Source organism: Bacteroides sp. OM05-10AA (assembly GCF_003439055.1).
GTDB classification, from domain to species: Bacteria; Bacteroidota; Bacteroidia; order Bacteroidales; family Bacteroidaceae; genus Bacteroides; species Bacteroides intestinigallinarum.
In genome coordinates this window covers 3,193-26,297 of sequence record NZ_QSUR01000005.1, presented here as the reverse complement: position 1 = coordinate 26,297, position 23,105 = coordinate 3,193, and the positions used below count along the sequence as shown (strand labels likewise).

Genomic DNA, 23,105 nt, shown 5'->3' with positions numbered 1-23,105 from the left:
ACATGAAAGGGATATATCGTAACATATTAGCAAGTTGTCTGATTGGTATCATTTTGTTTTCGGGCTGTTCGGTGACAAAACACCTGCCTGAAGGGGAGGTACTTTATACAGGAGGAAAAACGGTGGTAGAGAATAAGTCGGCAACACCGGTAGGAGAGACGGCTTTGACAGAGATTGATGCGGCTCTTGACAAAACTCCCAGTACAAAGATGTTAGGAGGCCTTCTGCCTATTCCTTTTAAAATGTGGATGTATAACGACTTTGTGAAATATAAAAAGGGATTTGGGAAGTGGATGTTCAACCGCCTGGCTGCCAACCCTCCGATATTTATTTCCACTGTCAACCCGGAAGTGCGTATCAAGGTGGCTACTAACTTGCTCCGTGATTATGGCTATTTTAATGGGAAAGTGACTTATGAAACCTTGGTGGATAAGAAAGACAGCCTGAAAGCAAGCATTCTTTATACGGTTGACATGAAGAATCCTTATTTTATTGATACGGTCTATTATCAACGTTTCACTCCCCAAACTTTACGTATTATGGAACGGGGACGGCGGATGTCCTATATAAGTCCCGGTGAGCAGTTTAACGTGGTCGATCTGGATGAAGAACGTACCCGTATCAGTACGCTGTTGCGTAACCGGGGATATTTTTACTTCCGTCCCGACTATATGACTTATCAGGCAGATACAACCTTAGTTCCCGGAGGACACATCAGTCTTCGTCTGATTCCTGTGTCGGGGTTGCCTGCTGCTGCGCAGCGTCCTTACTATGTAGGAGATGCTTCCGTCTATTTATACGGGAAAAATGGAGAAATGCCGAATGATAGCATGTTGTACAAGAATCTGAATATTCATTTCTATAAGAAACTGCAGGTTCGCCCGAACATGCTTTATCGGTGGTTGAACTATCAGCAATTTGTGCGGAATACACAGATGCGTGCTTCCAATCGTACCCGACTTTACAGCCAGTATCGGCAGGAACAGATTCAGGAGAAGCTCAGTCAGCTGGGAATATTCAGTTACTTGGATCTGCAATATGCTCCAAAAGATACAACAGCCGTTTGCGATACCTTGCAAGTGACGATGCAAGCTACTTTTGCCAAGCCGCTGGATGCCGAACTGGAATTGAATGTCGTAACCAAGAGTAACGACCAGACCGGCCCGGGAGCCTCATTCGGCGTCACCCGGAACAATGTGTTCGGAGGTGGAGAAAGCTGGAATGTAAAGCTGAAAGGTTCTTATGAGTGGCAAACCGGCGGAGGAGAGAAGAGTTCTCTGATGAATAGCTGGGAGATGGGAGTTTCTACTTCTTTGACTTTCCCGCGGGTGGTCTTCCCGCATTTGGGAAAACGGGAGTTCGACTTTCCGGCAACGACGACTTTCCGCCTGTACGTCGACCAGTTGAACCGTGCCAGATATTACAAACTGTTATCCTTCGGTGGAAATGCGACCTATGATTTCCAGCCGACACGTACAAGCAGACATAGTATTACCCCTTTCAAACTGACATTCAATGTCCTGCAACATCAATCGGACGAATTTATTGCAATAGCGGAAGCCAATCCGGCCTTATATATCAGTTTGAAAGACCAGTTTATTCCTGCCATGGAATATACCTATACGTATGATAACGCTTCCGCACGCGGTATAAAAAATCCGATTTGGTGGCAATCCACCGTCACTTCTGCCGGAAACCTGACCTCCTTGATTTACCGTGCTTTCGGTCAGCCTTTCAACAAAGAAGATAAGCGTTTGCTCAACGTACCTTTCGCACAGTTTGTAAAGCTGAATACGGAGTTCCGCCATTTGTGGAATATGGACAAGAATAATAAGATTGCTTCCCGTGTGGCCTTGGGTGCTCTCTTCTCTTACGGTAATGCAACGATAGCCCCTTACAGCGAACAATTCTATGTAGGCGGTGCCAACAGTATTCGTGCCTTCACGGTGCGTAGCATCGGACCGGGTGGCTACCATCCGTCGGAAAGCCGCTATTCCTACCTCGATCAGACGGGTACTTTCCGTTTCGAGGCAAATGTGGAATATCGTTTCCGTATCTTTAAGAGTATCTGGGGAGCTACTTTCCTGGATGCCGGAAATGTCTGGTTGATGCGTAAGGATGAGGCTCGTCCGAACTCTCAGCTCGAACTGAAAACTTTCCCGAAACAAATCGCCTTGGGTACTGGTGTCGGTATTCGGTATGATATGGATATTCTGGTGTTCCGTCTCGACTTCGGTATACCTTTGCATTTGCCTTACGATACCGAAAGAAGTGGATATTACAATGTCACAGGAACCTTTATGAAGAATCTGGGAATACATTTTGCTATCGGTTATCCCTTCTAATGAATGATTTTTGTACGATTTAGGTAAATAATGATTGATATTTGTCCTGTTGGATTCAACTATTTTTGTAATTTTGCAACGAAATCTGATGCCGTTGACATCACTAACCTTTTAATATTACACAATTTATGAAACCAACTTTATTCTTATTGGCAGCCGGTATGGGTAGCCGTTATGGAGGCTTGAAGCAATTAGACGGACTGGGTCCTAATGGCGAAACTATTATGGATTACTCTATCTATGATGCTATCAATGCCGGATTTGGTAAGCTTGTATTTGTAATCCGCAAAGATTTTGAGCAAGATTTCCGTGATAAAATTATTTCCAAATACGAAGGTCACATCCCTTGCGAACTGGTATTTCAGTCTATCAACGATCTTCCGGAAGGCTTTACTTGTCCGGCAGACCGTACAAAACCATGGGGCACAAACCATGCAGTAATGATGGGTGCTGATGTGATTAAAGAACCGTTTGCAGTAATCAACTGCGATGACTTTTATGGTCGCGATTCTTTCCAGGTAATGGGTAAATTCCTTTCAGCTCTTCCTGAAAATTCAGAGAACGTTTATTCAATGGTAGGTTTCCGTGTAGGAAATACCTTGAGCGAAAGCGGTACGGTATCTCGTGGTATCTGTAGCACAGATGCTAAAGGATTGTTGACATCTGTAGTAGAACGTACGAAGATTCAACGTCTTGACGGTGAAGTGAAATATATCGGTGATGATGGCGAATGGACTGCTACTCCCGACACTACTCCGGTAAGTATGAACTTCTGGGGCTTCACTCCTGATTACTTCGCTTACAGCCAGGAATTCTTCAAGACTTTCCTTAGCGATCCGAAGAACATGGAAAACCTGAAGAGCGAATTCTTCATCCCATTGATGGTGGATAAATTGATTAATGACGGAACCGCTACTGTTGAAGTACTGGATACTACCAGCAAATGGTTCGGTGTTACTTATCCGGAAGACCGTCAGAGCGTAGTAGACAAGATTCAGGCATTAGTAGATGCCGGCGAATATCCTGCTAAGTTGTTCTAAAGAAGAGACATTGGTAAAGATAGAGGGCAGTCATTCAATAAGAATGACTGCTTTTTTGTTTTTCATAACGTATAATACTAAGCTGTATCTAATAAATATTCAGTATCTTTGCAGTCCAAAATGTTATAAATCAGAAGCAGAAGTGATTTCAGTAGAAGGATTATCAGTAGAATTTAATGCGACGCCGCTTTTTGAGGACGTCAGCTATGTAATTAATAAGAAAGATCGCATTGCGTTGGTCGGTAAGAATGGTGCCGGCAAATCAACCATGCTGAAAATATTAGCCGGCTTGCAGTCGCCGACACATGGCATTGTAGCCACTCCGAAAGATGTAACCATCGGATATTTGCCGCAGGTCATGATTCTCTCCGACAACCGGACGGTGATGGGAGAGGCGGAACTGGCATTTGAACATATTTTTGAACTTCAGGCGAGGCTGGAACGGATGAATCAGGAACTAGCCGAACGGACAGACTACGATTCGGAAGAATACCATCAGTTGATAGACCGTTTCACACATGAAAACGACCGCTTCCTGATGATGGGCGGTACGAACTATCAGGCGGAAATCGAACGGACTCTGCTCGGACTGGGATTCAGCCGGGAGGACTTCGAACGTTCTACTTCGGAATTTTCCGGCGGATGGCGTATGCGTATCGAATTGGCAAAATTGCTTTTACGTCGCCCGGACGTGCTCTTACTCGACGAGCCGACCAATCACCTCGATATTGAAAGTATCCAATGGCTGGAAAACTTTCTGGCTACACGTGCCAATGCAGTCGTATTGGTCAGCCACGACCGTGCTTTCCTCAATAATGTAACGACCCGTACCATCGAAATCACTTGTGGCCAGATCTATGACTACAAAGTGAAATATGATGAATTTGTAGTCCTGCGTAAAGAACGTCGCGAACAACAGCTTCGTGCATACGAAAACCAACAGAAACAGATACAGGATACGGAAGACTTCATCGAACGCTTCCGCTATAAAGCTACCAAAGCCGTACAGGTGCAGAGCCGTATCAAACAGCTGGATAAAATAGACCGCATTGAAATAGATGAAGAAGATAACTCCTCGCTTCGTTTGAAGTTTCCTCCTGCCAGCCGTAGCGGAAACTATCCTGTGATTTGCGAAGATGTGCGCAAAGCGTATGGCAGCCATGTTGTTTTCCATGATGTAAACCTCACTATCAACCGGGGAGAGAAAGTAGCTTTCGTTGGTAAGAATGGAGAGGGTAAATCTACATTGGTAAAGTGTATCATGGGAGAGATTGACTTTGATGGTAAGCTCACCATCGGTCATAATGTACAAATCGGCTATTTTGCACAGAATCAGGCGCAAATGCTGGATGAGAACCTGACTGTATTCGATACGATCGACCGGGTAGCTACGGGGGATATCCGTCTGAAAATACGTGATATACTGGGAGCTTTCATGTTTGGAGGCGAAGCCTCGGACAAAAAAGTGAAAGTCCTCTCCGGTGGAGAACGTACCCGATTGGCAATGATTAAACTTCTTCTGGAACCCGTCAACTTTCTGATTTTGGACGAACCGACCAATCACTTGGATATGCGTTCGAAAGACGTATTGAAAGAAGCGATCCGCGAATTTGACGGAACCGTAGTTCTTGTCAGCCACGACCGTGATTTTTTGGATGGACTTGCGACTAAAGTATATGAGTTCGGTGGCGGACTGGTAAAAGAACACCTCGGCGGTATCTATGAATTTCTGCAAAAGAAAAAGATAGATAGCTTGAACGAACTTCAGAAAGGGGCAGGCTTATCCACTTCTCCTACGGCATCTGCCAAAGGAAATAATGAACAGGAAGCCGCACAACCTTCGGAAAACAAACTCTCTTATGAAGCTCAAAAAGAACTGAATAAGAAAGTGAAGAAACTCGAGCGCCAAGTTGCGGATTGTGAAACCTCGATCGAAGAAACCGAATCGGCCATAGCCATCATCGAAGTGAAAATGGCCACTCCCGAAGGAGCTTCGGATATGAAACTGTATGAGCAGCATCAGAAACTGAAACAGCAGTTGGATACTATTGTTGAAGAGTGGGAGCGGGTTTCGATGGAACTGGAAGAAGTGAAAGGCTAGAACTACCTTTCCAATAGCATGATAATTCTATAACATATTATATGAGTATGAAAGTAACCAAGTATTTACCAATTCTTGCCGTATGCCTTATGACAACAGGATGTAACAGTAAGAAAGAGGCCGTGCTGACGTCCGGTATCGACCTTGCTAATCTGGATACCACGGCTGTGCCGGGTACAAGTTTTTATCAATATGCCTGTGGAGGTTGGGTGAAAGATCATCCGCTGACAGACGAGTATTCACGTTTTGGCACATTCGATATGTTGCGCGAAAACAGTCGTGAACAACTGAAAGCATTGATTGCCGAATTGGCAGCAAAGAAAGATAACGCACCGGGCAGTGCTGCCCAGAAAGTAGGCGATCTTTATAATATCGCAATGGATAGCGTAAAACTGAATCAGGAAGGTGTAGCTCCGATCAAAGCGGAACTGGCAGCCATTGACGCTCTCAAGGATAAAGGAGAAATCTATGCATATATCGCCGAAAGCCAGAAGAAAGGCATCCGTCCTTACTTCACCATGTTCGTAAGTGCAGACGATATGAACAGTTCCATGAATATCGTACAAACCTATCAGGGAGGTATCGGAATGGGACAACGCGACTATTATCTGGAAGATGACGAGCAGACTAAAAATATCCGTAACAAATATCAGGAACACATCGCCAAGATGTTCCAGTTGGCAGGTTATGATGAAGCTACTGCACAGAAAGCGGTGAAAGCAGTGATGAACATCGAAACCCGTCTGGCAAAAGCAGCTCGTTCACAAGTGGAATTGCGTGATCCTCATGCTAATTATAACAAGATGGATAGGGCGACGTTGAAAAAGAACTTCCCGACTTTCGACTGGGATACTTATTTCACCGTTTCCGGTTTGAAAGACCTGAAGGAAGTGAACATTGGTCAGCCTGCTGCCATGAAGGAAGTAGCCGATGTGATTAACACCGTATCGCTGGACGATCAGAAACTGTATCTCCAATGGGGATTGATAGATGCTGCCGCTTCCTATCTGGGCGATGCTTTTGAAGCACAGAACTTCGACTTTTACAGCAGAACAATGTCCGGCAAGAAAGAAATGCAACCTCGTTGGAAACGTTCTGTGAGCACCGTAGACGGTGTGCTTGGCGAAGTGGTAGGACAGATGTACGTAGAAAAGTACTTCCCTGCTGCTGCTAAAGAACGTATGGTAACATTGGTGAAGAACCTGCAAACTTCTTTGGGTGAACGCATCAAAGGTCTGGAATGGATGAGCGAACCGACCAAGGAAAAAGCATTGGAGAAACTGGCTACCTTCCATGTAAAAATCGGTTATCCTGATAAATGGAAAGATTACTCTGCACTGGAGATCAAAAATGATTCTTACTGGGCAAATATTGAACGTGCGAACCAATGGGACTACAACGAAATGATTGCTAAAGCCGGCAAACCGGTAGACAAGGATGAATGGTTGATGACTCCTCAGACTGTTAACGCTTATTATAACCCGACTACCAATGAAATCTGCTTCCCGGCAGCCATCCTGCAACCTCCGTTCTTCGATATGAATGCGGACGATGCTATGAACTACGGTGCAATCGGCGTGGTCATCGGCCATGAAATGACTCATGGATTTGACGATCAGGGACGTCAATATGACAAAGACGGAAACCTGAAAGACTGGTGGACGGAAGAAGATGCTAAAAAGTTCGAAGAACGTGCCCAAGTAATGGTGAACTTCTTTGACAGCATTGAAGTGGCTCCGGGCGTACACGGAAACGGTAGCCTGACATTGGGAGAGAACATCGCCGACCACGGAGGTTTGCAGGTTTCTTTCCAGGCTTTCAAGAAAGCAACAGAAGCTGCACCACTGGAAATTGTTGACGGATTTACTCCGGAACAACGTTTCTTCCTTGCCTATGCTAATGTGTGGGCAGGAAATATTCGTCCCGAAGAAATTCTCCGGTTAACTAAACTCGATCCTCACTCATTAGGAAAATGGCGTGTGGACGGTGCTCTTCCTCATATCGAAAACTGGTATGAAGCATTCAAAATCACCGAGCAGGATCCGATGTTCGTACCTAAGGATAAACGAGTATCTATCTGGTAATAGTTTTTGAATAGAGAATACATCTGCGAAGAGGCGTTGATTTTCCATTGAGGAAGGTCAACGCTTTTTTTTATTAATTCACACCTTATTTATTACGTACGATAAACAATATTTCGTAACTTTGCACACCAAATACTTAATAAGCAATTCAATGTCAGAGTCTAAAAAAATAAAAACTGCATTGGTATCTGTATACCATAAAGAAGGTTTGGAAGAAATTATTACCAAACTTCATGAAGAGGGAGTAGAGTTTTTGTCGACAGGCGGAACTCGTCAGTTTATTGAATCATTGGGATATCCTTGCAAGGCAGTGGAAGATTTGACCACTTATCCTTCTATTCTCGGTGGTAGAGTAAAGACATTACATCCGAAGATTTTCGGAGGTATCCTTTGCCGTCGCGGCCTGGAGCAGGATATGCAACAGATTGAGAAATATGAAATCCCCGAGATAGATTTGGTGATTGTTGATTTGTATCCGTTTGAAGCTACCGTAGCTTCCGGTGCATCTGAAGCAGATATTATTGAAAAAATCGATATAGGCGGAATCTCTCTGATTCGTGCCGCAGCCAAGAACTACAACGATGTCATCATTGTAGCTTCTCAAGCTCAATACAAACCATTGCTGGATATGTTGATGGAGCACGGTGCTACTTCTTCACTCGAAGAACGCCGTTGGATGGCAAAGGAAGCATTTGCCGTTTCTTCTCATTACGATTCGGCTATTTTCAACTATTTCGATGCCGGCGAAGGCTCTGCTTTCCGTTGCTCGGTAAATAGCCAGAAGCAACTTCGTTACGGTGAGAATCCACATCAGAAAGGTTATTTCTACGGAAATCTGGAAGCGATGTTCGACCAGATTCACGGAAAAGAAATCTCTTATAACAATCTTCTCGACATCAATGCAGCTGTTGACTTGATTGACGAATTCGACGACCTCACTTTCGCTATCCTGAAACATAACAATGCTTGTGGACTGGCTTCCCGCACTACTGTTCTGGATGCTTGGAAAGACGCATTGGCCGGTGATCCGGTTTCTGCTTTCGGAGGTGTACTGATTACGAATGGCGTCATTGACAAAGAAGCAGCGGAAGAAATCAACAAGATTTTCTTCGAAGTGATTATCGCACCGGATTATGATGTGGATGCACTCGAAATCCTGGGACAGAAAAAGAACCGCATCATCCTCGTTCGTAAAGAAGCCAAATTGCCTAAAAAGCAATTCCGTGCTTTACTGAATGGCGTATTGGTGCAGGATAAAGATACTAATATTGAAACGGTAGCTGACCTGAAAACCGTGACAGACAAAGCTCCTACTCCGGAAGAGGTAGAAGATATGTTGTTTGCCAACAAAATTGTAAAGAACAGCAAATCCAACGCCATCGTATTGGCAAAAGATAAGCAACTTCTTGCAAGCGGTGTAGGACAGACTTCGCGTGTAGACGCATTGAAGCAAGCAATAGAAAAGGCCAAATCATTCGGTTTTGATCTGAATGGTGCAGTGATGGCTTCCGATGCTTTCTTCCCGTTCCCCGACTGTGTGGAAATTGCAGATAAAGAAGGTATTACGGCTGTTATCCAACCGGGAGGTTCGGTAAAAGACGATTTATCCTTTGCTTATTGCAATGAGCATGGTATGGCGATGGTAACTACCGGTATCCGTCATTTTAAACACTAAAAATAAGAATTAAGAATGGGATTATTTTCTTTTACACAAGAGATAGCAATGGACTTGGGCACAGCCAATACTATCATCATCACGAATGGAAAAATCGTGGTCGATGAACCTTCGGTTGTGGCTTTGGATCGCCGTACAGAAAAGATGATTGCCGTGGGGGAAAAGGCGAAGTTGATGCATGAAAAAACCCACGAAAACATACGTACCATCCGTCCGTTGAGAGACGGAGTGATTGCCGACTTCTATGCTTGCGAGCAGATGATGCGCGGTTTGATAAAGCAGGTGAATACTCGCAACCATTTGTTTTCACCTTCTCTTCGCATGGTGATTGGCGTTCCTTCGGGAAGTACGGAAGTCGAACTCCGTGCCGTCCGCGACTCTGCGGAACATGCCGGTGGCCGTGACGTCTATTTGATTTTTGAACCGATGGCTGCGGCAATCGGTATCGGTATCGACGTAGAGGCTCCGGAAGGAAACATGATTGTCGATATAGGTGGTGGTTCTACGGAAATTGCCGTTATCTCTTTGGGAGGTATCGTTTCCAACAACTCCATTCGTACTGCCGGTGATGACCTGACGGAAGATATTCGCGAATACATGAGCCGTCAGCACAATGTGAAAGTCAGCGAGCGTATGGCCGAACGTATCAAGATCAATGTGGGTGCTGCTTTAACCGAACTGGGTGAAGATGCTCCGGAAGATTATATCGTGCATGGTCCGAACCGTATCACAGCTCTTCCAATGGAAGTGCCTGTATGCTATCAGGAAGTAGCTCACTGTCTGGAGAAATCTATTTCAAAGATTGAAACAGCTATCTTGAGTGCATTGGAAAATACGCCTCCTGAACTATATGCTGATATTGTGCACAATGGTATCTATCTCTCCGGAGGTGGTGCATTGCTTCGTGGACTGGATAAGCGTTTGACCGACAAGATCAACATTCCTTTCCATATTGCGGAAGATCCTTTGCACGCAGTTGCCAAAGGTACAGGTGTGGCATTAAAGAACGTAGACCGTTTCTCTTTCTTAATGAGATAAACCGGGAATGAGGAATTTATTAAACTTCCTTCTGAAATACAATTACTGGTTCCTCTTCATCGTATTGGAGGTAGCCAGTTTTGTTTTGTTATTTCGGTTCAACCGTTATCAGCAGAGTGCATTCTTCACTTCTGCCAATACGGTTGTGGGGGCAGTTTATGAAGTTTCGGGAGGAGTTTCCTCTTATTTTCATCTGAAATCGGTCAATGAAGACCTGATGGACCGGAACATGGTGCTCGAACAACAGATTACTAATCTGGAGAAAGCATTGAGAGAGCGTCAGCTTGATTCTCTGACTATCAAAAGTATTCGGCAGGTGTCGCAAACGGATTATGAGCTGTTCAAGGCTCATGTGATAAAGAACAGCTTGAATCTCGTTGATAATTATATCACACTTGATAAAGGCTCTTCTTCCGGCATTCGCTCCGAAATGGGAGTCGTGGACGGTAATGGAATTGTAGGGATTGTTTATGAAACATCCCCTTCTTATTCGGTGGTGATTTCGGTACTGAACAGCAAGTCGAATATCAGTTGTAAGATTGTCGGTAGCGATTACTTCGGCTACCTGAAGTGGGAACATGGAGATTCGCGCTATGCTTATCTGAAAGACCTGCCTCGTCATGCAGAGTTTAATTTGGGAGATACGGTCGTCACCAGCGGTTTCTCGACTGTCTTTCCGGAAGGTGTCATGGTGGGAACGGTGGATGATATGTCCGATTCTAATGACGGACTTTCCTATCTGTTGAAGATTAAGCTGGCTACTGATTTCGGTAAGTTGAGTGATGTTCGCGTGATAGCCCGGACGGGACAGGAAGAACAGAAGAAACTTGAAAACAAGGTGACGCAAGAATGATAATTACTTATATACATAGAATCGGATGGTTTATCGGCTTGGTGCTTCTTCAGGTACTGATTCTGAATAATGTGCATATTGCCGGATACGCAACTCCTTTTCTCTATATCTACTTTATTCTGAAGTTCAGCTCCGGCACTTCCCGCAATGAACTGATGCTGTGGGCTTTCTTCTTCGGACTGACCATTGATATTTTTTCCGATACTCCGGGAATGAATGCAGCGGCTGCCGTGTTGCTTGCTTTTCTCCGGCCCTCTTTGCTTCGTCTGTTCATGCCCCGTGATAATCCGGACAGCCTCATTCCCTCTTTCAAGACGATGGGAATCAGTCCTTTTCTAAAATATACTACTGCAAGTGTTTTTGTGCACAGTCTGGCATTACTCTCCATCGAGTTCTTCTCATTTACCAGCATTTGGCTGTTATTGTTGCGAGTGCTCCTTTGCACTATTCTGACTGTAACCTGTATCATAGCTATAGAAGGGATTAAGAGGTAACGATGGCAAAAGATTATATCTTAGAGAAGCGCAAATTTGTAATCGGAGGTATTGCTCTCTCCATTGTTCTGATTTATCTGATACGTCTTTTTGTATTGCAGATCACGACTGATGACTACAAAAAGAATGCCGACAGTAACGCTTTTCTGAATAAAATCCAATATCCCTCACGCGGCGCTATTTATGACCGGACCGGCAAACTGCTGGTATTCAACCAGCCGGCCTATGACATAACGATTGTGCCGAAGGAAGTCGAGAATCTCGATACCCTCGATTTATGCCAATCGCTGAATATCACCCGTTCGCAGTTCCTGAAAATTATGAGCGACATGAAAGATCGTCGCCGTAATCCTGGATATTCCCGCTATACCAACCAGTTGTTTATGTCGCAACTTTCGGCAGAAGAATGTGGTGTCTTTCAGGAAAAACTATTTAAGTTCCGTGGCTTTTATATTCAACGGCGTACCATTCGCCAATATACATACAACGCTGCCGCTCATGCTTTAGGGGATATTGGAGAAGTCTCCGCAAAAGAAATGGAGGCCGATGAAGAAGGATACTACATTCGTGGTGACTATGTCGGCAAACTGGGAGTCGAAAAATCGTATGAAAAGTATCTTCGTGGTGTGAAAGGAATTGAAATTCTGCTTCGCGATGCGCACGGCCGTATCCAAGGGCATTATATGGATGGCGAATATGACCGTCCTTCCGTTCCCGGTAAGAACCTGACATTGAGCCTGGATATTGACTTGCAGATGCTGGGCGAGCGTTTATTAAAGAATAAAATCGGAAGTGTGGTAGCTATCGAACCGGAAACCGGGGAAATCCTTTGTCTGGTATCCTCTCCCAATTACGATCCGCATTTGATGATTGGTCGTCAGCGTGGTAAGAACCATCTGGCCTTGCAACGTGACATAACGAAACCACTTCTGAATCGTGCCTTGATGGGAGTGTATCCTCCGGGATCTACTTTTAAAACAGCACAGGGACTGACCTTCCTGCAAGAAGGAATCATAACCGAACAAAGTCCGGCATTCCCTTGCTCGCATGGGTTCCATTACGGAAGATTGACAGTAGGTTGCCATGCTCACGGCTCTCCTTTGCCTCTGATTCCTGCCATTGCCACTTCGTGCAACTCCTATTTCTGTTGGGGATTGTTCCGTATGTTCGGCGACCGTAAATACGGTTCACCGCAGAATGCCATAACGGTCTGGAAAGACCACATGGTTTCGCAGGGATTTGGCTACAAGCTGGGAGTTGATCTGCCGGGAGAGAAACGGGGATTGATTCCGAATGCACAGTTCTATGATAAGGCTTATCGCGGACATTGGAACGGACTGACCGTTATTAGTATTTCTATCGGACAGGGAGAAATTCTATCCACTCCTCTTCAAATAGCCAACTTGGGAGCGACGATTGCCAACAGAGGGTATTTCGTGACACCGCATATTGTAAAGGAAATCCAGGACAACCAGTTGGATAGCATCTATCGTGTACCGCGTTATACCACTATTGAGAAGAGACATTATGAATCAGTGGTAGAAGGGATGCGTGGTGCGGCCACCGGCGGTACCTGTCGTATGCTGTCCGTGATGGTTCCGGGGCTGGAGGCCTGTGGTAAAACAGGTACTGCACAGAATCGTGGGCACGACCACTCGGTATTTATGGGCTTTGCACCTATGAATAAACCCAAGATAGCTATTGCCGTCTATGTGGAGAATGGTGGTTGGGGAGCTACTTATGGTGTGCCGGTTGGTGCGTTGATGATGGAACAATATATAAACGGGAAATTATCACCGGAAAATGAATTAAGAGCGGAAGAAATTAGTAACAGAGTGATATTGTATGGTAACGAGGAACGATAGTTTGTGGAAATCACTGGACTGGGTAACGATTTTTATTTACCTGCTCCTGATTGTTGGCGGATGGTTCAGCGTTTGCGGAGCCAGTTACGACTATGGTGAACGTGACTTTCTGGATTTTTCAACCCGTGCCGGTAAACAGTTTGTGTGGATTATCTGCTCCTTCGGGCTTGGATTTGTTTTGTTGATGCTGGAAGACCGTATGTATGATATGTTCGCGTACATTGTATATGTGGGGATGATTCTCTTGCTCATCGTTACCATCTTCATAGCACCGGACACAAAAGGCTCACGCTCCTGGCTGGTGATGGGGCCTGTTAGCTTGCAACCTGCCGAGTTTGCCAAGTTTGCTACGGCCTTGGCTTTGGCCAAATATATGAACTCTTATTCATTCAGCATCAAAAAAGAAAAATGTGCCTTTATCCTGGGATTCATCATTCTTCTTCCGATGTTATTGATTATCGGTCAGCGGGAGACAGGTTCTGCATTGGTTTATCTCGCCTTTTTCCTAGTTCTTTACCGTGAAGGAATGCCGGGAGTAGTACTTTTTGCAGGCGTATGCGCCGTAATCTACTTTGTGGTCGGCATCCGTTTTGATGAAGTATTTATAGCCGATACCCCTACGCCGTTAGGCGAATTTATCGTATTATTATTGATCCTATTATTTGCTGGTGGCATGGTGTGGGTATATCGCAAGAAATGGCCTGCTACCCGTAATATCATTGGTGGAAGTCTGGGCATATTGCTGATAGCCTATTTAATATCGGAATACTGGGTACACTTTAGTCTGGTTTGGGTGCAATGGGCGCTTTGCGCTGTTGTGATAGGCTATCTGATTTATCTGGCATTAAGTGAGCGGCAACGTACCTATTTCCTGATTGCTCTGTTTACAATCGGTTCTATCGGCTTCCTGTATTCCAGTAATTATGTATTTGATAATATATTGGAATCTCATCAACAGGTCCGTATAAAGGTAGTGCTTGGTTTGGAAGAAGATTTGACCGGTGCCGGATATAACGTGAACCAATCTAAGATTGCCATTGGTTCCGGCGGGCTAACAGGGAAAGGATTCCTGAATGGTACACAAACGAAGTTGAAGTACGTGCCCGAACAGGATACCGACTTTATTTTTTGTACAGTAGGTGAAGAACAAGGTTTTGTGGGTTCAGCTGCTGTCCTGCTGGCTTTCCTTATTTTGATTTTGCGATTAATTTTCCTGGCCGAACGGCAGACTTCTAATTTTGGCCGGGTTTATGGATATTCGGTCGTCAGTATTTTCCTTTTCCACTTATTTATCAATGTCGGTATGGTACTGGGGTTGACTCCGGTGATTGGTATTCCATTGCCTTTCTTTAGCTATGGAGGCTCTTCCTTATGGGGATTTACGATATTGTTGTTCATCTTCCTGCGGATTGATGCAGGTCGTGGCAGAAGGCTTTAACTTTTACTGTTTTTCAATACGGATACCTACATCGCTCAATCCTTGTAGCTTTTCATCTTTCATTCCGTTTATCACTTTAATCGTGTAGTTGCCGGAACGCAAGGGGAGGACAGACTTGATAAAAGTTTCCGATTGGTAAATGCTTCCCCATCCGTGTCCCGTCCATCTTCCTGTAGAGTCAGCCAGACTGAAAGCAATGGTATCAGTACGCCATACGGTAGAATCCTGTAGATTCTGACTGATAAATAAATGGAGGTCATGATAAGGATATTCTATTCTGTTGCGGACTTCCGCAAAAAGCCGGAGGGTAGTGGGAATACTGTCGGTGATAGGAATCTGAAAAGAGAGTGTATCACTCTTTCCCCATCCCTCGTCGGGAAGGGATTGATAAGAGTGATACACCGTATTTTCATTGCAGGCTGTCAGTAAGCAAGCGCTGAATAGAACAAATAAGCTATTCTTGAGTAGGCTTTTCATTATTTGGCAGTTTCTCCTGATTCTGATTTCTTTCCGGTCTGGAAGGACGCTCCTGATTAGGACGGCGTTCCTGACGTTCCTGTCCTTGCTGTTCCCGTTGGCGGTCTTGTTGCTGCGGGCGTTCCTGGCCTTGTGGACGTTCCTGACCTTGCGGACGTTCTTGGTTCTGTCCCCTTTCCGGACGTCTGTTTTCGTTGTTCCGTCCCTGATTCTGTCCTCTGTTCCGGTTGTTATTGTTATTTCTCGGGCGGTTATCTCTTTCCCCTCTGTTGCCGTTTTCTGACGACTGCGGGCGGTTATCATTCTCCCGTTGAGGTTGCTGCGGACGATTTCCGCCTTCCGCTTGTTGTTGCGGGCGGTTGCCGTTATTATTACTATTATTGTTTCCCTTCTTCTTCTTTTTATTGTTCCGGTTAGCGTTGTTGCCGCCATCTTTATTATTCCGGCTGCGATCGAAGCGGGTCACACTTTCCTGTTCCAGCAAGTCGATCGGTTTCTTTGGTTCCGGTTTCTTTTCTTCTTCGAGCAAGCTGTCCGGTTTCATTCCTTTCTTATTCATGGAGATGACTTCAAAAGCACGTTTGCCGCTGATTGTAACCAGATTGGCAGGGAAGTTCTTATCCGTGGAGTAAGAAACCTGATTGCTTAGAATATCCGCCTTGAAGAAATAGAAAGTACCATCCTTTGTTTCCAACTCTATCTCTCTCGAAGGAAGTCGTTTTTGAGCTTCTACATAACAGTCTACCTCATAGTTCAGGCAACATTTCAGTTTAGCACACTGTCCGGCAAGTTTTTGCGGATTTAGTGAAATGTCCTGAAAACGGGCAGCACTGGTAGACACAGAAACAAAACTCGTCATCCATGTGGCACAGCAGAGCTCGCGTCCGCACGGACCGATTCCGCCGATACGTCCGGCTTCCTGACGGGCACCGATTTGTTTCATTTCAATACGTACGCGGAAAGCTTCGGCCAATACTTTGATTAACTGGCGGAAGTCTACCCGTTCATCAGCGATGTAGTAGAAAATAGCCTTATTACCATCTCCCTGATACTCCACGTCACCGATTTTCATATCCAGATTGAGGTTTAATGCAATTTGGCGTGCACGGATCATGGTAGCATGTTCTTTGGCTTTCGCTTCGTTGAACTTCTCCATATCCACTGGCTTCGCTTTCCGGTAGACACGTTTGATTTCCGTGTCTGCCTTGAAGTTTGCTTTCTTCATTTGCAGCGGAACGAGCCGGCCCGTCAATGTAACTACTCCGATGTCATGACCCGGAGCTGCTTCTACGGCAACTACATCTCCTTTTTCCAGCTTGATCTTGTTGCTGTTCCGAAAATATCCCTTCCGGGTATTCTTGAACTGCACTTCTACCATGTCACTCTCCTCCGCATTGCCCGGTATATCTGCCAGCCAGTCGTAGGTATTCAGTTTTTTATCTTGTCGGGAACATCCTTTGCAGCAAAGGCCGCCGCTCCCATTATGAAGTTTATATTCCATAAGTTATATATTTATTATTGCTTCAACAGTACGATCATCTTCAGTGAGAAGTCGAAGAATACCATTTTAGCATTTACGTTCTGTTCTATATGTAGCTGAGCTTCGCTTAATTCGTCCATGATGCCCATCACATTACGTTCGTTGACAAAAGGTGCAAAGCGAGTTGCAAAATTCTGTTCGTTAATAGTCATATACGTCAGGTTGCGCTGGTGCAGGTTAAAGATAAAGTTTTCGCGGATCATGCGCTGGCAATATTCCAGAAAGTTTTTCTGGCGTTCGCGTCCCATGCTGGCCACCTGTTCGCTCCACATCTTCATCTCCTTTATTTTCCGTTGATAGGACAAGCGCATCAGGTTGACGAAGAGCTCGAAGAATAACTGATTCTCCTCATTCAGATGAATCGTTTCGAGTGCCTTGACGAAATTTCCGTTTGCCAGATGAGCAATCGAAATGCTATCCGCAGGCTGAACATGATATTTACTCTGCAATACCCGGTCGATGCTGGCTTCGTCAATTTTCCGCACATTCATACGTTGAGTACGGCTCAAGATGGTAGGCAGAATCATGTCCGGAGCTTCGGATACCAACAGAAAAATCGTCTTTTCGGGTGGCTCCTCAAGCAGTTTCAGCAACTTATTGGCGCATACCGGGTGCATTTTCTCGGGCAACCATACAATCGTAATCTTAAATCCACCCTCACTGGATTTCAGACTGAGCTTCTTCAGGATCTCATCGCTCTCTTTGGCATAAATCAGCGCTTGCGAGTTCTCCGCATCCATTTCACCCAGCCAATGGTTGAGGTTAAAATAAGGATTGTTAATAACAAATGGCCGCCAATCGGCAATATAATCATCGCACACTTCTTTCTTTCCTTTCGCACTTTTTACGATGGGGAATACGAAATGCACATCCGGATGTACCAGCTTATTGAATTTCACACAAGACGGACAAACACCGCAAGCATCTTCCTCGCCCCGATTGGTGCAACTGATGTAGCGTGCGTATGCGATAGCCAATGGCATTTTACCAACTCCCTCGGGACCGCAAATGAGTTGGGCATGTGGAATACGCCCCTCGTTCACTTCCTGAATGAGTCGTTGCTTGATTTCTTCTTGTCCGATTACGTCTCTGAAAAACATATCAATAAATGATTTTGGCTATTTCCTTGATACTGTCTACTGCTCCGATGGAATAGAAATGGATGCTCGGAACTCCGTGTTCCATCAACTCCTTGCATTGAGCCACGCACCATTCAACACCCACCTGTTCGGCTTCCGCGTCATTTTTGCATTTCAATGCTTCTTTCACCAGATCTTCCGGCAAATCCACCTTGAATGTTTTGGGGATCATGCTTAGTTGGGAGATTTTCTTGAAAGGCTTGATTCCCGGAATGATAGGAATGTTGATACCTGCTGCCTTAGCCTGCTCCACAAAATCGAAATATTTCTTATTATCGTAGAATAATTGTGTCACAGCATACTCTGCACCAGTTTCTACCTTCTTTTTCAGCCAGTAAAGATCTGTCTCTATGTTAGGAGATTCTTCATGCTTTTCCGGATAACACGCCACGCCATACGAGAAAGGACTGGCGGTGACTTTCATCTCCGAACCGTCAACGAAGATTCCTTTATTGAAATTATTAATCTGCTCCTGCAATTCAATCGCATGATGATATCCGTCTCCTTCGGGAGTAAATACCGATTCATGTTTAGCCTTGTCTCCACGGAGTACCAGCAAATCTGTTATATTCAGAAATTGCAAATCCAGCAATACATATTCGGTTTCCTCACGCGTGAAACCACTGCACAGGATATGAGGAACCACAGTAATATTATATTTATTCTGAATGGCTGCCGCCACAGCGACTGTTCCCGGACGCCTTCTCAGGCGGTTTCTCTGAAAGAGCCCGTTGCCGAGATCTTTGTAGACATATTCGCTACGATGCGTGGTGATATTGATATATTTCGGATCAAATTCTCGAAGAGTGTCGATTGTCTGATAGAGCTTTTCGATTCCGGTTCCCTTCAAAGGAGGGAGAATTTCGAAAGAAAAAGCTGTACCTTTACTGTTATTTATTAAATCAATTACTTTCATTCCTTTTCGTTGATGTTGTTATCTACTTGGATTAAACATGCATATTGGGACAAAAATACGAAAAAAGAAAGATTTCTTCTTGATTTGTTTGAAAATAGTTTGGTTTTTATCGTACTATTACATAAAAGAGGGCATATCCTGTATTTCGGATGCACCCTCTCTCACCTAATCATTATTAAATTAGAATTTACTTTTCGAGAAATGATTTCTTCATTCTGGCAATGTCAGTCAGATAATCTTGTAAATCTTGTTCATGTTCTTCCTCTTCGGCAAGAATATGTTTGGCGATATCACAAGTGGTGAAATCTTTCCCGTTAGTAAAGTCGGCAATTTCCTGATAACGGAGAATGGCACAGCGTTCGGAAGCAACATTATCCTTCAGCAAACTGACTGAATCGAAGCCTTGCGGAGCATCATATTTGCATCTTGCCAGTTCGAACCATTGTTTCGGATCAAGTACCGGAACCCCTTCCAGCTCGATGATACGGTCGGCAAGCAGCTGTGCATGTCTACGTTCTTCTTCGGCATGTTCCTCGAACTCACCTTGTACGTCGGCACGCATGGCGCCTTCCACTACTAATGCACCTACCCAATATTGGTAATATGCCAACCACTCTTCAGCCAATGCTGCGTTCAACTGTGAAATTAAACTTTCTACATCTAATTTACCTTGTAGGATTTTTACACTTTCTCTAGCCATAATTTTAAAGTTTAGGTTACTATGTTTAAATCGCTAATGTAACAGACGGAGGTTCTTTTTGTTTGAGTATCCCGGAGGTTTTAACAGAAAGAATGCATTGCACTGTGTAGCTCCTTCTTTTTTAATAGAACATGGATGCTTTTAATATTTCATTTCAACTAAATTTTTGTATCACTTTTACCCTCACACCCTCACACCTTCGCTCAATCCCTTTATTCATCGTGGTTACAACGTGTGAGGGTAAGTGTGGTAGTAGGGTGAGGGTAAAAAGTTACCCTCACCCTGTCTCGTCCTGATTCTATGTTAAACAGTTTATAATAAGTGGCTTGTCTATTCGCTTTTATCTTATACTCTCCTATACAATAGACGTCAATGCCTTATATAATAGATGTTTATCCCTCGTGATTCTTCTGATAAGCCCTAATGTCTTCTAACAGCTCACTGCAGTGAACGAATTTGTTTACTATCGTTAGCTTATTTGTTTACATCTGATAGCTTATTTGTTCACTGCAGTGAGCCCTTGCCAATTACTAAGCAAATGAATATTGAACATAAGAAAAAAGCCTATGAAGTGTCATATCTTATAAAGAAAGACACCTGTATGCTGAAATTAGGATAGTAATTTATTTATTGATTAGTAGGAGCGAATTATAAACCAAAGTAGAGTGATAACGGATAGCTATTCTCACTTTTTTATGTGTTCTTGTCCTGTAGAAATCTATTTTTTAGTTTGTTTCTTTAAGAGTACTTCTCTTTTTACCCTCTCTTTGCGAATGTCTTTTTGTTATTTGCTCTACACGCGCGTATGTAATATAATAATGTGTCATTTCCGGCCTGTTTTCATATAGATGTAACATATATGAAGAAAAATATGTTCTATAACATCGTTATGATTCAGTAAGTTAGGGTGGGTATCTAAAAATAATTAGAAAAAATAGTCAGATATATTTGGATGTTATAGATAAGTTGTCTACTTTTGCACCCGCTTTGCTAGAGAGACAGAGCCTAATGATTGACATTCTGCTATAAGATGAAGGCCACAGAAAATAAAAACAAAAAAAACTTTGAAAAAAGTTTGGAGGTTATCTGAAAAAGTCCTTATCTTTGCATCCGCTTTCGCAAAGAAAGCAGAAGCGGCGGAAGCCACGTTAGTTCTTTGAAATATTGATAAACAATACAAGTAGTACAAGTAAAAAAATAGAACCGTCAATACTTGTCTTATTCAGTAGCGATACAGTTAAGACTAATAGGTATTTGAATAAGGTCAATAAATTTACGGCGTCCTGAACAGAGCAAAAAGTCATCTTAACTGATGATAAAAAATACTTTTACAATGAAGAGTTTGATCCTGGCTCAGGATGAACGCTAGCTACAGGCTTAACACATGCAAGTCGAGGGGCAGCATTTTTCTAGCAATAGAAGAGATGGCGACCGGCGCACGGGTGAGTAACACGTATCCAACCTACCGATAACTCCGGAATAGCCTTTCGAAAGAAAGATTAATACCGGATAGTATACGAATATCGCATGATATTTTTATTAAAGAATTTCGGTTATCGATGGGGATGCGTTCCATTAGTTTGTTGGCGGGGTAACGGCCCACCAAGACTACGATGGATAGGGGTTCTGAGAGGAAGGTCCCCCACATTGGAACTGAGACACGGTCCAAACTCCTACGGGAGGCAGCAGTGAGGAATATTGGTCAATGGGCGCAGGCCTGAACCAGCCAAGTAGCGTGAAGGATGAAGGCTCTATGGGTCGTAAACTTCTTTTATATGGGAATAAAGTTTTCCACGTGTGGAATTTTGTATGTACCATATGAATAAGGATCGGCTAACTCCGTGCCAGCAGCCGCGGTAATACGGAGGATCCGAGCGTTATCCGGATTTATTGGGTTTAAAGGGAGCGTAGGTGGATTGTTAAGTCAGTTGTGAAAGTTTGCGGCTCAACCGTAAAATTGCAGTTGAAACTGGCAGTCTTGAGTACAGTAGAGGTGGGCGGAATTCGTGGTGTAGCGGTGAAATGCTTAGATATCACGAAGAACTCCGATTGCGAAGGCAGCTCACTAGACTGTAACTGACACTGATGCTCGAAAGTGTGGGTATCAAACAGGATTAGATACCCTGGTAGTCCACACAGTAAACGATGAATACTCGCTGTTTGCGATATACAGTAAGCGGCCAAGCGAAAGCATTAAGTATTCCACCTGGGGAGTACGCCGGCAACGGTGAAACTCAAAGGAATTGACGGGGGCCCGCACAAGCGGAGGAACATGTGGTTTAATTCGATGATACGCGAGGAACCTTACCCGGGCTTAAATTGCAAATGAATAATCAAGAAATTGGTTAGCCGTAAGGCATTTGTGAAGGTGCTGCATGGTTGTCGTCAGCTCGTGCCGTGAGGTGTCGGCTTAAGTGCCATAACGAGCGCAACCCTTATCTTTAGTTACTAACAGGTCATGCTGAGGACTCTAGAGAGACTGCCGTCGTAAGATGTGAGGAAGGTGGGGATGACGTCAAATCAGCACGGCCCTTACGTCCGGGGCTACACACGTGTTACAATGGGGGGTACAGAAGGCAGCTACACGGCGACGTGATGCTAATCCCAAAAACCTCTCTCAGTTCGGATCGAAGTCTGCAACCCGACTTCGTGAAGCTGGATTCGCTAGTAATCGCGCATCAGCCATGGCGCGGTGAATACGTTCCCGGGCCTTGTACACACCGCCCGTCAAGCCATGAAAGCCGGGGGTACCTGAAGTACGTAACCGCAAGGAGCGTCCTAGGGTAAAACTGGTAATTGGGGCTAAGTCGTAACAAGGTAGCCGTACCGGAAGGTGCGGCTGGAACACCTCCTTTCTGGAGCGATGTCGTAACTGTCACCTAAACGTGACAGCAACTTAAAGACTTTAAAGGTTCTGTTTTTTGTACTACTGGTACTTGTTTATTTATAATATATAGATCAACCATCTATAGAAGTATAGATAGAGATAAACAAGAGAAAAAAGAAGCCGAGTCTAACATACAGGTAGACAAGGTTGAACTAGTCCTATAGCTCAGTTGGTTAGAGCGCTACACTGATAATGTAGAGGTCGGCAGTTCAACTCTGCCTGGGACTACCAAGCTCAAGAACGGAGGAATGACGCGTCAGCGGAATGCAGTAATTCTTGATAACCTCTTGGGGGATTAGCTCAGCTGGCTAGAGCATCTGCCTTGCACGCAGAGGGTCAACGGTTCGAATCCGTTATTCTCCACCATCTCTGAAAAAGAGAAACGATCTTTGACATGATGTACAAAAAGTAAAATTTTAGTAAGAGCTAAAAGTATATATCAAACCGTACGTGATTGATGTTGTCATTGAGTATTATTTTTTAATTCTCAATTCTCAATTTTCAATTTAAGAA

15 protein-coding genes, 2 tRNA genes and 1 rRNA gene are annotated in these 23,105 nt (G+C 44.3%); 13 read left to right on the top strand and 5 right to left on the bottom strand.

The features are described from left to right. The first annotated feature begins 2 nt into the window (after positions 1 to 2). The 10 genes from DXB58_RS05220 to rodA all read left to right on the top strand — a co-directional run bounded on the left by DXB58_RS05220 (position 3) and on the right by rodA (position 14,933). Entirely contained in the window at positions 3 to 2,345 is a 2,343-nt protein-coding gene (locus tag DXB58_RS05220; protein ID WP_122136130.1) for a BamA/TamA family outer membrane protein, read from the top strand. A gap of 128 nt (positions 2,346 to 2,473) precedes the next feature. Then, positions 2,474 to 3,385 (top strand): nucleotidyltransferase, encoded by a 912-nt coding sequence (locus tag DXB58_RS05215; RefSeq protein ID WP_074558949.1) that lies wholly within the window; start codon positions 2,474 to 2,476, stop codon positions 3,383 to 3,385. Between the two features lie 142 nt (positions 3,386 to 3,527). Further along, on the top strand, positions 3,528 to 5,486 hold the full coding sequence (locus tag DXB58_RS05210; RefSeq protein ID WP_122136212.1) for an ABC-F family ATP-binding cassette domain-containing protein: 1,959 nt from the start codon (positions 3,528 to 3,530) through the stop codon (positions 5,484 to 5,486). Positions 5,487 to 5,533: 47 nt separating this feature from the next. Beyond that, positions 5,534 to 7,570, top strand: coding sequence for a M13 family metallopeptidase (locus tag DXB58_RS05205; protein ID WP_122136211.1), 2,037 nt, complete (start codon positions 5,534 to 5,536; stop codon positions 7,568 to 7,570). A gap of 151 nt (positions 7,571 to 7,721) precedes the next feature. Further along, positions 7,722 to 9,245 carry a bifunctional phosphoribosylaminoimidazolecarboxamide formyltransferase/IMP cyclohydrolase gene (purH, locus tag DXB58_RS05200; protein ID WP_117936037.1) on the top strand — a complete coding sequence of 508 codons (1,524 nt, stop codon included), beginning with the start codon at positions 7,722 to 7,724 and terminating at the stop codon, positions 9,243 to 9,245. A gap of 15 nt (positions 9,246 to 9,260) precedes the next feature. Next, a complete protein-coding gene (locus DXB58_RS05195) occupies positions 9,261 to 10,283 on the top strand; it encodes a rod shape-determining protein (RefSeq protein WP_004304915.1) in 1,023 nt (340 codons plus the stop codon). Positions 10,284 to 10,290: 7 nt separating this feature from the next. Then, on the top strand, positions 10,291 to 11,136 hold the full coding sequence (gene mreC / locus DXB58_RS05190; protein WP_122136129.1) for a rod shape-determining protein MreC: 846 nt from the start codon (positions 10,291 to 10,293) through the stop codon (positions 11,134 to 11,136). Next, complete coding sequence (mreD, locus tag DXB58_RS05185; protein ID WP_122136128.1) at positions 11,133 to 11,630, top strand: rod shape-determining protein MreD; 498 nt, start codon at positions 11,133 to 11,135, stop codon at positions 11,628 to 11,630. The genes mreC and mreD overlap by 4 nt, the downstream gene beginning before the upstream one ends. A gap of 2 nt (positions 11,631 to 11,632) precedes the next feature. Beyond that, on the top strand, positions 11,633 to 13,495 hold the full coding sequence (mrdA, locus tag DXB58_RS05180) for a penicillin-binding protein 2 (protein ID WP_122136127.1): 1,863 nt from the start codon (positions 11,633 to 11,635) through the stop codon (positions 13,493 to 13,495). Beyond that, positions 13,476 to 14,933: a rod shape-determining protein RodA gene (rodA, locus tag DXB58_RS05175; RefSeq protein ID WP_074558944.1), complete on the top strand. Its 1,458-nt coding sequence runs from the start codon at positions 13,476 to 13,478 to the stop codon at positions 14,931 to 14,933. Before mrdA ends, rodA begins: the two co-directional genes overlap by 20 nt. Positions 14,934 to 14,936: 3 nt before the next feature. Here rodA and gldH read toward each other — a convergent pair whose 3' ends face one another. From gldH to DXB58_RS05150, 5 genes are all read right to left on the bottom strand, one after another. After that, entirely contained in the window at positions 14,937 to 15,410 is a 474-nt protein-coding gene (gene gldH / locus DXB58_RS05170) for a gliding motility lipoprotein GldH (RefSeq protein WP_118419206.1), read from the bottom strand. Continuing rightward, a complete protein-coding gene (locus DXB58_RS05165) occupies positions 15,388 to 16,911 on the bottom strand; it encodes a regulatory iron-sulfur-containing complex subunit RicT (RefSeq protein ID WP_122136126.1) in 1,524 nt (507 codons plus the stop codon). Before DXB58_RS05165 ends, gldH begins: the two co-directional genes overlap by 23 nt. 14 nt (positions 16,912 to 16,925) lie before the next feature. Beyond that, entirely contained in the window at positions 16,926 to 18,050 is a 1,125-nt protein-coding gene (locus tag DXB58_RS05160; RefSeq protein ID WP_008997855.1) for a DNA polymerase III subunit delta, read from the bottom strand. A gap of 1 nt (position 18,051) precedes the next feature. After that, complete coding sequence (metF, locus tag DXB58_RS05155) at positions 18,052 to 19,005, bottom strand: methylenetetrahydrofolate reductase [NAD(P)H] (protein WP_004299949.1); 954 nt, start codon at positions 19,003 to 19,005, stop codon at positions 18,052 to 18,054. A gap of 187 nt (positions 19,006 to 19,192) precedes the next feature. Next, positions 19,193 to 19,705, bottom strand: coding sequence for a ferritin-like domain-containing protein (locus DXB58_RS05150; RefSeq protein ID WP_004299950.1), 513 nt, complete (start codon positions 19,703 to 19,705; stop codon positions 19,193 to 19,195). A 1,330-nt stretch (positions 19,706 to 21,035) separates the two neighbouring features. On the opposite strand from DXB58_RS05150, the gene DXB58_RS05135 reads away from it, so the two are divergent. The 3 genes from DXB58_RS05135 to DXB58_RS05125 all read left to right on the top strand — a co-directional run bounded on the left by DXB58_RS05135 (position 21,036) and on the right by DXB58_RS05125 (position 22,958). Then, positions 21,036 to 22,560 (top strand): 16S ribosomal RNA (locus tag DXB58_RS05135). Positions 22,561 to 22,746: 186 nt separating this feature from the next. Continuing rightward, positions 22,747 to 22,823, top strand: a tRNA-Ile gene (locus DXB58_RS05130). Positions 22,824 to 22,881: 58 nt separating this feature from the next. After that, positions 22,882 to 22,958: transfer RNA gene (locus tag DXB58_RS05125), tRNA-Ala, on the top strand. Positions 22,959 to 23,105: the final 147 nt, after the last annotated feature.